Origin of the sequence: Streptomyces sp. 184 (genome assembly GCF_045781775.1) — a bacterium.
GTDB lineage: Bacteria > Actinomycetota > Actinomycetes > Streptomycetales > Streptomycetaceae > Streptomyces.
This window is the reverse complement of the sequence record NZ_CP123230.1, coordinates 4477335-4489436: the sequence shown is the minus strand read 5'-3', so window position 1 is coordinate 4489436 and position 12102 is coordinate 4477335. Positions and strand designations below refer to the sequence as shown.

Genomic DNA, 12102 nt, shown 5'->3' with positions numbered 1-12102 from the left:
CCGCATGGCACAGATGCCCGCACCCAAGCGCGCCGCCCAGCAGAGGCAGCCCGCCGACGACGACATCGAGTTCGTCTTCCGGCCCGCAACCAAGGAGGGCTCCAAAGCCCGCGTCGCCGTCCAAGGCGTCTCCGGCTCCGGCAAGACCTGGACCGGGCTGTCCATCGCCCACGGCCTCGCCGAAGGCGGCCGGCTCGCCGTCATCGACACCGAGCGCGGCGCCGCATCCCTGTACGTCGGCATCAACGGCATCCAGTTCGACGTGCTGCAGATGCACCGCTACGACCCCCGGGACCTCACCAAGGCCCTCGCCGCCGCCGAACAGGCCGGCTACAGCGTCGTGTTCGTCGACTCCCTCTCCCACTTCTGGAAGGGCACCGACGGGGCGCTCGACCAGGTCGAGAAGCACAAGGGCAAGTACGGCAACAACTCGTTCGCGGGGTGGAAGGACGTCACCCCCATGCAGAACGACATGATCGACGCCCTTCTCGCCTACCCCGGGCACGTCGTCGTCACCATGCGCTCCACCACCGAGTGGGTGCTGCAGGAGAACGAGCGCGGCAAGAAGGAGCCCAAGCAGATGGGCATGCGCGCCGAGCAGCGCCGCGGGGTGGAGTACGAGTTCGGCCTCGTCTGCGACATGGACATCGAGAACACGCTGCGGGTGCTGAAGTCCCGCTGCCCGGCGCTGCACCGCGCGGTCATCAAGGAGCCCAACGGCGGCACCGACATCGCCAAGCCGCTCCTGGAGTGGCTGAACGACGGCAGCCCGGCTGCATCGACGAAGGACGTCGACCCGGCCGGCTACGTCGACCGCGCTGTGAACCTCGCCAGCTACGACGAGGCGATCGCCCTCTACGGCGAGGTCGAGGCCCGCGGGCTGCTGGACACCCCGCACCTCGACGGCGACACCCCGACGTCCCTTGGCGACTACATCCGCGCCCGCGGCACCGCCCTGAAGAACGCCCCAACCCCGTAACCCCGCGGGCCCGCCCCGGGCGAATCGGGGCGGGCCTCCCTCAGCAAACCACACACGAAGGGAGGGCCCGCCATGGCCCGTATCTCACTCTGCAAGCACGGCTTCCCCATCCAGCCGCCACACGGCAGCTTCGCCCGACCCGGCGACTGCACCGGCTGCGGCATCACCTGGGAAGCCCTCCAGGCCGAACTCCAGCGCCAGGAAGACACCATCCGCATGCGCACCGCCCACGAAGGCGACTGCGAACTCTGCGGCCACACCCGCATGCTCTTCCGCTTCCAGCGCGAACAGCAGCCCTGGGACGAAGGAGAACCCCCCGTCCGCTGGCTGTGCATCCCCTGCTGGGGCAACGCCAAGACCACCGAAGAGAACACCGGGTTCAGCGACTTCAACGACGTCTTCGACAACGGCACCGACGACCAGCTCGCCCGCTTCGTTTTCGGCGGTGCGCGATGACCGCCCGCCGCCAGCCGGGCCCCGGCCAGCAGGACATCACCGGCGCCGAGGTCCCGCCGCAGGACGACTTCGACACGTGGCTGAACAAGATACGGCCCGCGTTCATGGCTGCCGCCGTGTCCGGCCGCACCTTCACCTGCTACGAGGTCGCCGACGAGAACCACCTCCCCGAGCCGCCGAACCCGCGCGCGCACTGGGGCCGGGCCATGGAACTCCTCGCCGCCGACGGCTACATCCGCACCGCCGGCTGGGCCGCCAGCGAACGCCCCACCACACGGCACTCAGGGGTGCGGACCTGGCGCGGGACCCGGGCCGCGCAGCAGGGGAGGGCAGCGTGATGAAGCCTCGCCCGGAAACCCTCGCCCGGCTCCGGATCATCCGCGAGCTGGCCGAACTCGGCTACAGCGACTCGCAGATCGCCGCACACCTCGGCCTGAAGAAGGACACCGCGGCAGCGTTCCGGCGCCGCCACGGCATCCCCGTTGCGCCCACGCCCATCACGCACGGCACAGCGACGGGCTACACCCACCACGGGTGCCGGTGCGAAGCGTGCACCACCGCCAACACCGAACGGGCCCAGCGGCAGCGCGCCGCCCGGTACACCCGCCGCGAGGGGGCCGACTTCAAGCACGGCCTCAGCGGCTACGCCAACTGGGGCTGTCGATGCCAGGTGTGCACGCAGGCGCAGTCCAAGGCGTATGCGGTCTACCGCGAGCGCGCGACCAAGGCAGGTGCCGCATGAGCACCGCCCTCGCCCTGCTCGCCGCCGGGATCGTCGGCGCCGCGGGAGCCCACTACATCCGCCACGCGGCCCACCACCTCCGCCGAGCCGGGCGCCTGATCGACGACATCCGGCGCGAGACGGCAGCCGCCGCCATAGACGACGACGGACGCACCCGACTCGCCGACGCCATCCGCACCACCCCCGCCGAACCCACCCCCGCCGACCACACACCCGCCGGCGACGACGACTGGACCCGCGCCATGCACCGCCGCATCCGGCGCACCGCCAAGCGGCGCAACACCGGACCGCGAAGGAGGCTGCCGTGAACACCAAGCTTGAGCGGTACCGCAACAGGAAGCGCCGCGAGTACAACCTCCACCAGGGCATCCCCAACCGGCTCCCCCCTGACGAAGCGCGCCAGCGCCTCATGGAACTCCGCCAGACCATGAGCTGGAACCAGATCGCCGAAGCCACCGCCTGCTCCGCCGCCCACATGCGCCGGATCCTCCGCGGAGACGCACCCAACATCAACCGGCACACCCACCAGAAGATCATGGCCGCGCGGCCAGCGGGCCACCCCGCCGGCGGGGTGTACATCGACGCGACCGGCAGCGTGCGCCGGGTTCGCGCCCTCGCCGCCATCGGTCACACACAGCAGGCCATCGCAGAGGCAGCCGGCACCGGGACGTGCCGCGTCAGCCGCCTCGCCCTGGGCGCCACGACCGTCCGTCAAGTGCTGGCCGACAAGATCCACAACGCCTACGTCCAACTCTCCAACGTTCCCGGAGCCTCAGTACAAAGCAGAAACCTCGCAGCCCGGCGCAAGTGGGCGCCACCCCTCGCCTGGGACGACGAGACCATCGACGACCCCAAGGCCCGCCCCGACTTCGGCCAGAAGACCCCCCGGGCAGTCGCCCTCGCCGAGGACGCGCTGTGGCTCATCAACACCCAGGGCTACGACCGGGCCCACGCCGCCGAACGGCTCGGCGTGAAGCGATGCACCCTCGACGCCGCCATCGCCCGCTCCGGCCTCACCCAGTCCGACACGGAGCAGGCCGCATGAGCCCCACCAAGCGCGCCACCGTCCGCTGCACCTCCTGCGGCCAGGTCAAGACGCACCGCGCCCACGGCTGGTGCCACACCTGCTACAACCGCTGGTTCTCCCACGGCAAACCCGAAGGCGGGCCACCCCCGCGACAGGACAGCGGACCCCAGCCCGCACCGACGCCCGACGGTGCCGTACCCAGCCAACCCAACCGACGCCGCGGAGTCCGCAAGCCCAAGCGGGGCGGACGCGCCGACATCCCGGCCCGCGCCGACTGGACGCCCGCACAGCGGACGCTCGCCCACCACATCGCGCTCGGCGCCAGCGGGGCGGACGACCGGCGGCTGCTGCTGGAAGCCGTCGGGCTCGCGCCGGCGAGCGAGGACGAGCAGGAGCGTGCGGCATGAGGCGCCCGTCGTCCGGCCGCGGGCCATAAGCGGAACCGGCCGTCCGAATTGACAGCACCCCGTCGCATCCTGCGACGGCCGCCCCGACCGCCCGTCCGAGAGAGAGACCAGTGAGCACCGACGCCGTGAAGTGGGCCATCGAGCAGGCACCACCGATGCCTGCGCAGCTTGTCGCCACGCTCACCGTGCTGGCCCACCACGCTGACAAGAAGGGCCGCGGCGCATATCCGTCCGTGCCCCGGATTGCGGCTCTGGCGTGCAAGGCGGAAAGGTCCGTCCGCCGCGATCTGCGCGATCTGGAAAAGCTCAAGCTGATCCGGATGGGAGACCAGAGTCTCGCCGCGCATTTGCCCGCGGATAAACGGCCGGTCGTTTATGACCTGGCGCTGGAATTCACTACGCCGGGGGGTCGCGCGGGGGAAGACGACCGGACGCGGACGTCCGCCCGGACGCTGGCGTCCTCCCGCGAACGCGGCAGGGCAGCCCGGGAGGCAAAGAAGGCCAGGTCAGCACAGGAATCTACGCCCGAACGACCGGACGTGGACGTCCGGGCGGACGTGGACGTCCGGGCGGACGTGGACGTCCCGAGCGACCGGACGTGGGCGTCCGCAGCGACCGGACGTCCACGTCCGCCAAACCAAGAACCTGAACCAAGAACCAGAAGGGGGGGCGCGCGAGGCGACGGCGGCACCAGCAGCAACGGGGCCGGGCACCTCCACCCCCTCCCCGTCGACTTCGCCCTCACCGACGCCATGCGCCGCTGGAGCCTGAAGACATTCGGCCCCGGCCTCGACGTCGACCACGAAACCGCCAAGTTCATCTCCCACTTCCGCGCCGAAGGCGTCCGCAAAAAGTCGTGGCCCGACGCATGGCAGAAATGGATGCGCCGCGCCGCCGAATACGCCTCCGAACGCGCCCACCGCCCCCAACTGCGCGCCGTAGGCCAAACCCCCGAAGACAGAGAGGTCTTCTGATGACCGACGACCACGAGACTCCGCCCGCGGCCGGCTTCGAGCGCGTCCCACCGAACGACGTCGTCGCCGAACAGTCCGTCCTGGGCGCATGCCTGCTCTCCGCGAGGGCCCGCAAGGACATCCTCGACATCCTCGACCCCGCCGACTTCTACCGCCCCGCCCACGAAGCGATCTTCAACGGGATCGGCCGCATGCACGCCCGCGGCGAACCCGTTGATGCCATCACCCTCACCAAGCACCTCGCCGACACCGGCGAACTCGCCCGCGTAGGCGGCGCCTCCTACCTGCACACCTGCGTCCAGAACACCCCCACGGCCGCCAACGGCGACTTCTACGCCGAGATCGTCCAGGACCGGGCCCTACGTCGCGGCATGATCGAACTGGGCACCCGCTGCGTGCAACTCGGGTTCGACCCCACCGGCGAGAGCCACGAACTCGTCGAACTCGCCGTCACCATGGCCCGCGAACTCCGCGACCGCGGACGGGCCACCGCCGACCTGCCCACCGAGGACATCCTCGACTTCGTCCAGCACGAAGACACCTACGACTGGATCGTCCCCGGCCTCCTGGAGCGCGGCGACCGCCTCGTCCTCACCGCCAGCGAGGGCGGCGGCAAGTCCACCCTGCTCCGCCAGATGGCCGTCACCCTCGCCGCCGGCCTCCACCCCTTCAAGCCCACGGAGATCACCGACCCGGTCCGGCTTCTCGTCCTCGACTGCGAGAACGGCGCCGCCGCCTCCCGCCGTAAGTTCCGGCCCCTGCTGACCGCCGCCGCCGAGGTCCATCAGCCGATGCGCCGCGGCCAGTTCCACATCGAGTGCCGGCCCGAAGGGCTCGACCTCACCCGCGCCGCCGACCGCGCGTGGACCATGCGCCGCGTCGAGAAGATCAAACCCGATGTCCTGATCATCGGGCCCGTGTACCGGCTCCACGCCGGCAACCCCAACGACGAGGAACTCGCACGCAAGGTGTCCGTCGTCATCGACGAGGCCCGCGCGACCGCCCGCTGTGCCGTCCTCATGGAAGCGCACTCGCCGCACAACAGCGGCTTCGCCGCGCACCGCCCGCTGCGCCCCCTCGGCTCGTCGCTGTGGATGCGCTGGCCCGAGTTCGGGTTCGGCCTCCGCCCTGTCGAGGACGAGAAGTCCGCCGCCAACACTGACGGCGCCCGCGGGCGGCGGGTCGTCCCCTGGCGCGGCATGCGCGACGAACGCGATTGGCCCCGCTTCATCCGGCAGGGCTCGCCGTGGCCGTGGGTCACCTACCGGCCCATCGACGCCGACCAGTTCACCGGCCATTCCGAGACAGGAGCGATCTGGTGACCGACCTCAACCCCCGCTACGGCGACGCCTGCGACCCCTGTTTGATCCGTATCGCGGACCGGCCCGCGCCCGCCCCGCTGATCGGAATATGCGACGGCGATGCGCTGATCGCCGGCTACCGCTGCCCCGCCTGCGGCCACCAGTGGGTCACCACCTGGGCCCTCGTCCCGGGCCGGACGCTGCCGCCCGAGCCCGGCCCGGCTGCCGTCGAGCACCTGCCGGAACTCGCCGCCCGCGTGTCCGAACTCGCCGCGATGAACCGCGCCCACCGCACCCCCGCTCGGCCCGACGCCAACTGACCAAGGAGCCCGCCATGCCGAACCACCCCTCGATCATCGCCCGCCCCCGCGGCGCGAACGGCTTCGAAGGCCGCTACGTCCACAACGACGGCCACCCGGCGATACGCGTGCCGCTGCTGCACGCCCTGCACGCCGGGCCGTTCACCGGCGATGTCGACGCCATGACCCGCTTCCTGATCGACGAGCACCCCGCCGGCTGGTCGCAGCTCGGACCGGGCCCGGCCGCCGACACCGGATGGATCAACCCGATGCCGCCGATCGGCGACCGCAACTTCCGCTGCTACTGCCACGGCGACCGGGCCGAGACCCCGCTGACGCTCACCGACGAGACCGAGGACGTCGTGCACCTGCACGACTGGGTGTTCGTGCTGCGGCCCGCGGGCGTGGACATCTGGCAGTCCTTCGACGGCGTGTGGCTGCGGCACGGCGTCCTGCTGTGGCAGGCGCCGACGCCCCGCCCCATGCCCGATGAGAACGAGGCCGCATGACCCCCGCCCGGACCCCGGCCTGCGCGGCCAACGTTCCCGCACGCAACTGCGCCAGCGATCACTGGCGCGATTCGAAGGAGACCCGCTGATGCCCACCCGAGTGCAGCGCACCCGCCGCCGGGGACAGCCCGGCATGCCGCCCGGCGCCGTGTACGTCGGCCGACCCGGCAGGTGGGGCAACCCCTGGAGCGCCACCCGCGACGGGCTCGGCACCTTCGTGTTCGGCCCCGACGGCGAACTGTGGGCTGAGGTCGAGTCCATGGCCGAAGGGCGCGCCATCGCCGCCTCCGAGTACGCGCGGTGGATCCAGCTCCCCGAGCAGGAGTCCCTGCACACCCTCGTCCGCCAGTTGCTCTCCCGCCGCGATCTCGCCTGCTGGTGCCCGCTGCCCGCCGATGGCGAGCCGGACCACTGCCACGCCGCGGTGCTCCTGCGCCTCGCCGCCGGGGAGCAGCCGTGATCCGCCGCCGTCCCCGCCGTCCGCTTCCGCCGGGTGCGTGGCCGCCGCGCCGTACCCGCCTGTCGTTGCTGGATGCGGTGCTGGATGTGGAGGCGCGGGTGGTGGAGCGGTGGCGGTGGTGGCGCGCCGGACGTCCGCCGCCGCCGCGGACGCTCGCCGAGTATCTGGCGCGGCAGCAAGCGGCGCGGCCGGTGGAGGACGTGCCGCCGATCGACAACTACAACCCGAAGGGATCTTGAGATGAGCTATCCGCAACTGCTGACGGCCGACGAGAAGCTGGCCGCGGCGAAACGCGACCTGGACCTGCCGACGATCGTGGTGATCTGCGGCAGCACACGGTTCATGGATGCGATGACGGAGATGGACCGGCAGGTGACCGCCGCCGGGATGATCGTCGTCCGGCCCGGCTGCGACATGAAGTCGCCGCATCCGCTGTGGGCGGACCCGGCGGACGCCGAGCGGCTGAAGGTCGCGCTGGACGGGCTGCACCGGGCGAAGATCCGGCTGGCGGATGAGGTGCTGGTCGTCGGCGGCTACGTGGGCGACTCGACGCGCGCGGAGATCGCCTACGCCCGCGAGTTGGGCAAGCCGGTGAGGTTCACGCACCCCGAGGTCGACCCGGGTGCGGGCCCCGCGTGCCCGCAGGCGCTGCTGTCGTTCGGCTCCGCCCCGCCGGAGCGCTGCACGGTGCGCGGCCCGCACACGGAGCACGTGAGCGCGAAGGGCGAGCGCTGGACCGTCAAGGCCGACGACGGGCAGGAGAGGGACTCCGAACTGGGCTCCCTGCTGCGACGGTGCCCCGCCAAGCACGGCGCGCTCGGCCGGATCTGCGAACTGGAGGCCGGGCACGAGGGGTTCCACACCGGCGACGGCCCGAACGGCGGCGCCGTCTGGGAAGGCGATGCGTCGTGAGCGCGGCGGCCGAACTGCGCGCCGCAGCGCAGCGACTGCGGGAACTGGCCGAGGCGCTCGGGGACTGCCGGGGCCCCTGGTACGTCGTCAACCGGGAGCAGCGCCCGTACCCGCAGCGCATCGACAACATCGGCGTGCCCTACGTCGTGGCCAGCACCACGACGGACCCCAGCCACCCGCCCGTCATGGCGGACTACATCGCGGCGATGCACCCGGGCGTGGCGCTGGCGCTCGCCGCGTGGCTGGAGTTCGAGGCCGACCTGATCGACCGCGTGCCGGGGTCCGAGTACGGGCCCCGCACCGAGCAGGCCCTCGCGGTGGCGCGGGCGATCGGAGGCGAGCAGACGTGAGCGCCGCCTCGTACCTCGTGCTCCGTTGCGACGCCGAGCAACTCGACGGCACCGAGTGCGTCGCCGAGACCCACTGGGCGCTGCCTGTCGCCGACCATCGGGAGCTGCGCAAGTTGCGGCGGTCGGACGGTTGGCGTGCCCGCCGTCGCCCGGAGAGCCGGGGCCTGGTTGATCTGTGCCCGGACTGCGATGCACGGATCTACCCGAAGCCCGGCCGCATGGAGCCCGAGCCGCTGACGCCCCGGCAGGCGCAGGTGCTGACCGCCGCGGCGGACGGCCATCCGCTGTCGACCGTTGCGGCGTGGTGCGGCATCACCCGGGAGCAGGCGGCGGCCCGCCTGTCGGAGGCGTACCGGCGGCTGGGGGTGGAGCGGCTGCCGCGGGAGGAGCGGCGGGCCGCGGCGGTCGACGAGGCGCGGCGGCGGGGGCTGATCCCGCTTGCTGCCGAATCCCCACCGTCCGCTCCGGCGTCACTTGCCGATTCTCGCGGTCACCGTTCGTCTCAGACGGCCTAACGCCGTCCCGAAACCCCCGCGGAAGTCCCCCCGAGTCCGCAACCCGTCCTAGCCCGATCCTGAGAAGGAGAACCCGAGCATGATCAGTCACGCGGAATGCGGCAAGACGTGGACCGGCAATCGCCGGGCGCACTGCCCGGCTGAGGGATGCCACGAAACGTTCAATTCGGACAGCGCGGCGGAGAAGCACCGCGTCGGCAAGCCTGGTATCGACCGCCACTGCATCTCCCCGGCCGAGGCCGGCCTCGTGCCGGTCTCCAAGCCCTGGGGCATCTGCTGGCAGAACCCCGGCCCCGACAACCCCGTCTGGCGCACCTCCGGGGAGGGCGAGTGACCGCCAAGGAACTCCAGCCCGGCGACTGGCGCCGAGCCGTCTACGGTCGCAGTCAGATCACCGGCACCACCCGCCGCCGCGCGCCCCTCAAGGCCGACAAGGAACGGATCATCACCAAGCAGGGCTACGTGTGCCTGTACTGCGAGATCCCCCTCAGCACCGTGATCCGCCGAGGTCGCCGTGAGATCACACTCAAGGTCAACTGGGATCACTTCGTGCCCTACGCCTACTCGCTGCGCAACCCCTCGGACAACTGGGTGCTGGCCTGCCACGTCTGCAACGGCATCAAGCTCGCCCGCATGTTCGACAGCGTCGAGGCCGCCCGGCAGGCGATCCTCCCGGAGCGCATAGCCAAGGGCTATGAGAGCCCCCGCGAGGTCTTCCACCGCCTCGGCCTCCAACGCGAGCAGCACATCGCGCTGATCAGGCCGCCGAGGCCCACCGACCGGCAGTTGAAGGCGCTGGAGTTCGCTGCCGCCGGATTGGGCTCCCTGGAGATCGCGCGGGAGTTGCAGATCTCTCCGTCCGACGCCGCCGATCTGCTGATCCGCGCCTGCCACCGACTGGGCGTCGCGAATCGCCGGGACGCCATCGAACTCGCCGTCCTCCACGGCTACATCGCCAAGCCAACTCACCTCGAAAGCGAGGCGCCATGACGGACCCGAGCACCCCCCAGACCCGCCAGGAGGGCACAGACGGGCCCCAGAGCGCCCCGCAGGCGTCCGGTGGACCCGAACCCGGCCGAGGCGGCGCGGACGCGGCAGACGGCGGCGAGGGGGCCCGGACTCACGACTACGGGCCCGGCCGCCGGTGCTGGGGTCACGACTTCACGATCGTCCGCGTGCTCGACGGCGGGCGGGTCAGCGCTATGGGCTGGGGCCCGATCCTCACCCCCCGCATCCGGACCGGTGACTACCTGCTGCTCGACAACCGCGGGAGCGCCACTCGCTACCAGGTCCGCGAGATCGCCTACCAGATGGACCCGCCCGACATGTGGTCTGCGTGCCTCGATTTCGCGCCCCGGACCGCCGACCCGAAGGACCCCGCATGACCGACCCGACTGGCACCACCACCCCGCACACCGGCCTCGTCGTCGAGCCGTACCGCGACGACCACAACCGCCCCCGCTGGGTGTTCCGCTGCTGGGGCACCGACACCTGCGACGGCCTGCTGTCCCTCGACCACGACACCCGGGGCTCCGCCGAGTCGGCCCGGGACCGGCACGTCGCCGAGGAGCACGCCGAAGGCGAGGACGACGCCCCCCAGCCCGGCGAGTCGCTTGTGCCCCGCGTGCTCCGCGGGTCCGGACGGTGCGGTGCGATACACGACCGAGAGATCGAATGCCCCTGCCCGTCTGACTGCGGGTGCTGCCCGGCCACCCCCGCCCCGCCCGCCGGCGCGCTGCGCGACCAACTCGCCGAAGCGATCCACGCCACGTCGGTGTGCGAGGTCGGCGACCCGGCCCGCTGCGGTGGCGGCTGCCGGGATGCCGCCGACGCCGTACTCCCGGCCATCGGGCAGCACACCGCGAGGCTGCGCGCCTCAAACGGACGGCTGAACCGCCGCTGCCAGCAGGCCGAATCGAAGCTCTTCACCATCGTCCGCGCGGTCGATGAGTGGACGCTCACCGACGACCGCACACATGTCCCGCTGCACACGATCACCGCCATCGCCAAGGCGGTTGGCAAGGACTTCGACCCTGACCGGTACGTGCCCCACTACGAGCGCATCGCCGAACTGGAACAGCGCGCCGAGGGGGCCGAGGCGGAAATCCGGCACCTGAAGATCAAGTTCCCATGGCTGAAAGCCAGCGAGGAAGACCGGCTCGACGCCGAGGCCGAACTCACCCGCGTCTCCGCCCTCCACGCCGACACCGAGCGCCGGCTTCGCGCCGACCTCGCCAACGAGGCGCGGAAGCGAGAGGCGGCCGAGGCCGCGATCCGCCGCGTCGAGGACACCCTCGCCGCCCTCCAGGCCGACGCCGACCGCTACGACGCCACCGGCCAAACCGAACTGCTCCACACCGCCTCCGGCTACACGGGCGCCGCCGCCCGCATCCGCACCGCCCTCAACGAGGAGATCCCGCATGACTGACCCGACGATCACCGACCTGCGCCGTGAACTCGACAAGGCGCGCGACGCGCTGATCGCCGCGCAGACATACCTCGCGTATCACGCCGAGGCCAACGCCGCGCTGCACTGCGCCACCACCACCCACCACTCCCCGCTGCACGCCAAGGTCACCGCCGCCATCCAGGGCATCGAACACGCGCTCACCCGTACCGAGCAGGCGGTCACCGGGCCCCCCGGATTCCGCGACGAGTGGGCCCGACTGGCCGCCGACCTCGACCGCTGCGAGCACGGCCACCACGAGGGCGACGTCTGCGGCGACACCTGCGTCACTGCCTCCCGCGGCAACCCGCACCTGCGGCCCGGTCAGGTCATCGGCTACGGCCTCCGCGGCGACCCGATCTACATGCCCACCCGCGAGAACAAGCACGACCCCGCCGCCTGGCGCACCCCGGCCGCCGACGACACCCCGGAGGAGAACCGACCGTGACCAGCACCGACGACATCCTCAACCAGATCGACGCCGCCCTCGGCGACCCGTTCGTCAGCGTCGACGCCATGCGCAGCGGCGCGGCGGGCGGCGGCGGAACGGCCGCGCTCATCGACGACTTCGACGCCGACGCTGCGCGCCGTGCCAGGCGGCAGTGCGAAGACGGCTCCTGCGTCCACTGTGAGCCGCAGCCCCGGCCCGACGACCGCCCCGCCTGGCAGAGCCCCTACGGGCCAGCCGCCCGACGCCGCCCCTGAATCGCGCACACAAGGAGCAC

21 protein-coding genes and 1 pseudogene are annotated in these 12102 nt (G+C 71.8%); all 22 read left to right on the top strand.

Translation table 11 applies throughout. From position 1 onward, the window contains the following. Positions 1-4: 4 nt before the first annotated feature. The 22 genes and pseudogenes from QBL21_RS18740 to QBL21_RS18635 all read left to right on the top strand — a co-directional run bounded on the left by QBL21_RS18740 (position 5) and on the right by QBL21_RS18635 (position 12082). Positions 5-979 (top strand): ATP-binding protein, encoded by a 975-nt coding sequence (locus tag QBL21_RS18740; protein WP_407563368.1) that lies wholly within the window; start codon positions 5-7, stop codon positions 977-979. Positions 980-1051: 72 nt separating this feature from the next. Further along, the gene (locus tag QBL21_RS18735) at positions 1052-1435 is read left to right on the top strand and encodes a hypothetical protein (RefSeq protein ID WP_407563367.1); all 384 of its coding nucleotides are present in this window, start codon (positions 1052-1054) and stop codon (positions 1433-1435) included. Then, positions 1432-1773: a hypothetical protein gene (locus QBL21_RS18730; RefSeq protein WP_407563366.1), complete on the top strand. Its 342-nt coding sequence runs from the start codon at positions 1432-1434 to the stop codon at positions 1771-1773. The genes QBL21_RS18735 and QBL21_RS18730 overlap by 4 nt, the downstream gene beginning before the upstream one ends. After that, the gene (locus QBL21_RS18725) at positions 1773-2177 is read left to right on the top strand and encodes a helix-turn-helix domain-containing protein (RefSeq protein ID WP_407563365.1); all 405 of its coding nucleotides are present in this window, start codon (positions 1773-1775) and stop codon (positions 2175-2177) included. The genes QBL21_RS18730 and QBL21_RS18725 overlap by 1 nt, the downstream gene beginning before the upstream one ends. Next, positions 2174-2485 (top strand): hypothetical protein, encoded by a 312-nt coding sequence (locus QBL21_RS18720; RefSeq protein WP_407563364.1) that lies wholly within the window; start codon positions 2174-2176, stop codon positions 2483-2485. The genes QBL21_RS18725 and QBL21_RS18720 overlap by 4 nt, the downstream gene beginning before the upstream one ends. After that, on the top strand, positions 2482-3222 hold the full coding sequence (locus QBL21_RS18715; protein WP_407563363.1) for a hypothetical protein: 741 nt from the start codon (positions 2482-2484) through the stop codon (positions 3220-3222). The genes QBL21_RS18720 and QBL21_RS18715 overlap by 4 nt, the downstream gene beginning before the upstream one ends. Next, the gene (locus tag QBL21_RS18710) at positions 3219-3611 is read left to right on the top strand and encodes a hypothetical protein (protein WP_407563362.1); all 393 of its coding nucleotides are present in this window, start codon (positions 3219-3221) and stop codon (positions 3609-3611) included. Before QBL21_RS18715 ends, QBL21_RS18710 begins: the two co-directional genes overlap by 4 nt. A gap of 110 nt (positions 3612-3721) precedes the next feature. Further along, positions 3722-4585, top strand: coding sequence for a helix-turn-helix domain-containing protein (locus QBL21_RS18705; RefSeq protein WP_407563361.1), 864 nt, complete (start codon positions 3722-3724; stop codon positions 4583-4585). Beyond that, complete coding sequence (locus QBL21_RS18700) at positions 4585-5907, top strand: DnaB-like helicase N-terminal domain-containing protein (RefSeq protein WP_407563360.1); 1323 nt, start codon at positions 4585-4587, stop codon at positions 5905-5907. The genes QBL21_RS18705 and QBL21_RS18700 overlap by 1 nt, the downstream gene beginning before the upstream one ends. Continuing rightward, a complete protein-coding gene (locus QBL21_RS18695; RefSeq protein WP_407563359.1) occupies positions 5904-6206 on the top strand; it encodes a hypothetical protein in 303 nt (100 codons plus the stop codon). Before QBL21_RS18700 ends, QBL21_RS18695 begins: the two co-directional genes overlap by 4 nt. 14 nt (positions 6207-6220) lie before the next feature. Next, on the top strand, positions 6221-6694 hold the full coding sequence (locus QBL21_RS18690; protein WP_407563358.1) for a hypothetical protein: 474 nt from the start codon (positions 6221-6223) through the stop codon (positions 6692-6694). 88 nt (positions 6695-6782) lie between these two features. After that, the gene (locus QBL21_RS18685; RefSeq protein WP_407563357.1) at positions 6783-7154 is read left to right on the top strand and encodes a DUF4326 domain-containing protein; all 372 of its coding nucleotides are present in this window, start codon (positions 6783-6785) and stop codon (positions 7152-7154) included. Positions 7155-7219: 65 nt separating this feature from the next. After that, entirely contained in the window at positions 7220-7393 is a 174-nt protein-coding gene (locus QBL21_RS18680) for a hypothetical protein (protein ID WP_407563356.1), read from the top strand. Between the two features lies 1 nt (position 7394). Continuing rightward, positions 7395-7781, top strand: a pseudogene (locus tag QBL21_RS18675) (hypothetical protein); the annotation flags it as partial. A 281-nt stretch (positions 7782-8062) separates the two neighbouring features. Beyond that, entirely contained in the window at positions 8063-8416 is a 354-nt protein-coding gene (locus tag QBL21_RS18670) for a hypothetical protein (RefSeq protein WP_407563355.1), read from the top strand. Next, a complete protein-coding gene (locus QBL21_RS18665) occupies positions 8413-8931 on the top strand; it encodes a hypothetical protein (protein WP_407563354.1) in 519 nt (172 codons plus the stop codon). Before QBL21_RS18670 ends, QBL21_RS18665 begins: the two co-directional genes overlap by 4 nt. Positions 8932-9010: 79 nt before the next feature. Then, positions 9011-9265, top strand: coding sequence for a hypothetical protein (locus QBL21_RS18660; protein ID WP_407563353.1), 255 nt, complete (start codon positions 9011-9013; stop codon positions 9263-9265). Continuing rightward, entirely contained in the window at positions 9262-9921 is a 660-nt protein-coding gene (locus tag QBL21_RS18655; protein ID WP_407563352.1) for a hypothetical protein, read from the top strand. The genes QBL21_RS18660 and QBL21_RS18655 overlap by 4 nt, the downstream gene beginning before the upstream one ends. Next, positions 9918-10316: a hypothetical protein gene (locus QBL21_RS18650; protein WP_407563351.1), complete on the top strand. Its 399-nt coding sequence runs from the start codon at positions 9918-9920 to the stop codon at positions 10314-10316. Before QBL21_RS18655 ends, QBL21_RS18650 begins: the two co-directional genes overlap by 4 nt. Further along, on the top strand, positions 10313-11359 hold the full coding sequence (locus tag QBL21_RS18645) for a hypothetical protein (RefSeq protein WP_407563350.1): 1047 nt from the start codon (positions 10313-10315) through the stop codon (positions 11357-11359). The genes QBL21_RS18650 and QBL21_RS18645 overlap by 4 nt, the downstream gene beginning before the upstream one ends. Beyond that, entirely contained in the window at positions 11352-11825 is a 474-nt protein-coding gene (locus tag QBL21_RS18640; RefSeq protein WP_407563349.1) for a hypothetical protein, read from the top strand. Before QBL21_RS18645 ends, QBL21_RS18640 begins: the two co-directional genes overlap by 8 nt. Then, complete coding sequence (locus tag QBL21_RS18635) at positions 11822-12082, top strand: hypothetical protein (RefSeq protein ID WP_407563348.1); 261 nt, start codon at positions 11822-11824, stop codon at positions 12080-12082. The genes QBL21_RS18640 and QBL21_RS18635 overlap by 4 nt, the downstream gene beginning before the upstream one ends. Positions 12083-12102 lie beyond the last annotated feature (20 nt).

Excerpts from the sequence above, each read along its gene's own strand:
- QBL21_RS18740 (WP_407563368.1), top strand. The coding sequence starts at position 5 with ATGGCACAGATGCCCGCACCCAAGCGCGCCGCCCAGCAGAGGCAGCCC.
- QBL21_RS18735 (WP_407563367.1), top strand. The coding sequence starts at position 1,052 with ATGGCCCGTATCTCACTCTGCAAGCACGGCTTCCCCATCCAGCCGCCA.
- QBL21_RS18730 (WP_407563366.1), top strand. The coding sequence starts at position 1,432 with ATGACCGCCCGCCGCCAGCCGGGCCCCGGCCAGCAGGACATCACCGGC.
- QBL21_RS18725 (WP_407563365.1), top strand. The coding sequence starts at position 1,773 with ATGAAGCCTCGCCCGGAAACCCTCGCCCGGCTCCGGATCATCCGCGAG.
- QBL21_RS18720 (WP_407563364.1), top strand. The coding sequence starts at position 2,174 with ATGAGCACCGCCCTCGCCCTGCTCGCCGCCGGGATCGTCGGCGCCGCG.
- QBL21_RS18710 (WP_407563362.1), top strand. The coding sequence starts at position 3,219 with ATGAGCCCCACCAAGCGCGCCACCGTCCGCTGCACCTCCTGCGGCCAG.
- QBL21_RS18700 (WP_407563360.1), top strand. The coding sequence starts at position 4,585 with ATGACCGACGACCACGAGACTCCGCCCGCGGCCGGCTTCGAGCGCGTC.
- QBL21_RS18690 (WP_407563358.1), top strand. The coding sequence starts at position 6,221 with ATGCCGAACCACCCCTCGATCATCGCCCGCCCCCGCGGCGCGAACGGC.
- QBL21_RS18685 (WP_407563357.1), top strand. The coding sequence starts at position 6,783 with ATGCCCACCCGAGTGCAGCGCACCCGCCGCCGGGGACAGCCCGGCATG.
- QBL21_RS18660 (WP_407563353.1), top strand. The coding sequence starts at position 9,011 with ATGATCAGTCACGCGGAATGCGGCAAGACGTGGACCGGCAATCGCCGG.
- QBL21_RS18650 (WP_407563351.1), top strand. The coding sequence starts at position 9,918 with ATGACGGACCCGAGCACCCCCCAGACCCGCCAGGAGGGCACAGACGGG.
- QBL21_RS18645 (WP_407563350.1), top strand. The coding sequence starts at position 10,313 with ATGACCGACCCGACTGGCACCACCACCCCGCACACCGGCCTCGTCGTC.
- QBL21_RS18640 (WP_407563349.1), top strand. The coding sequence starts at position 11,352 with ATGACTGACCCGACGATCACCGACCTGCGCCGTGAACTCGACAAGGCG.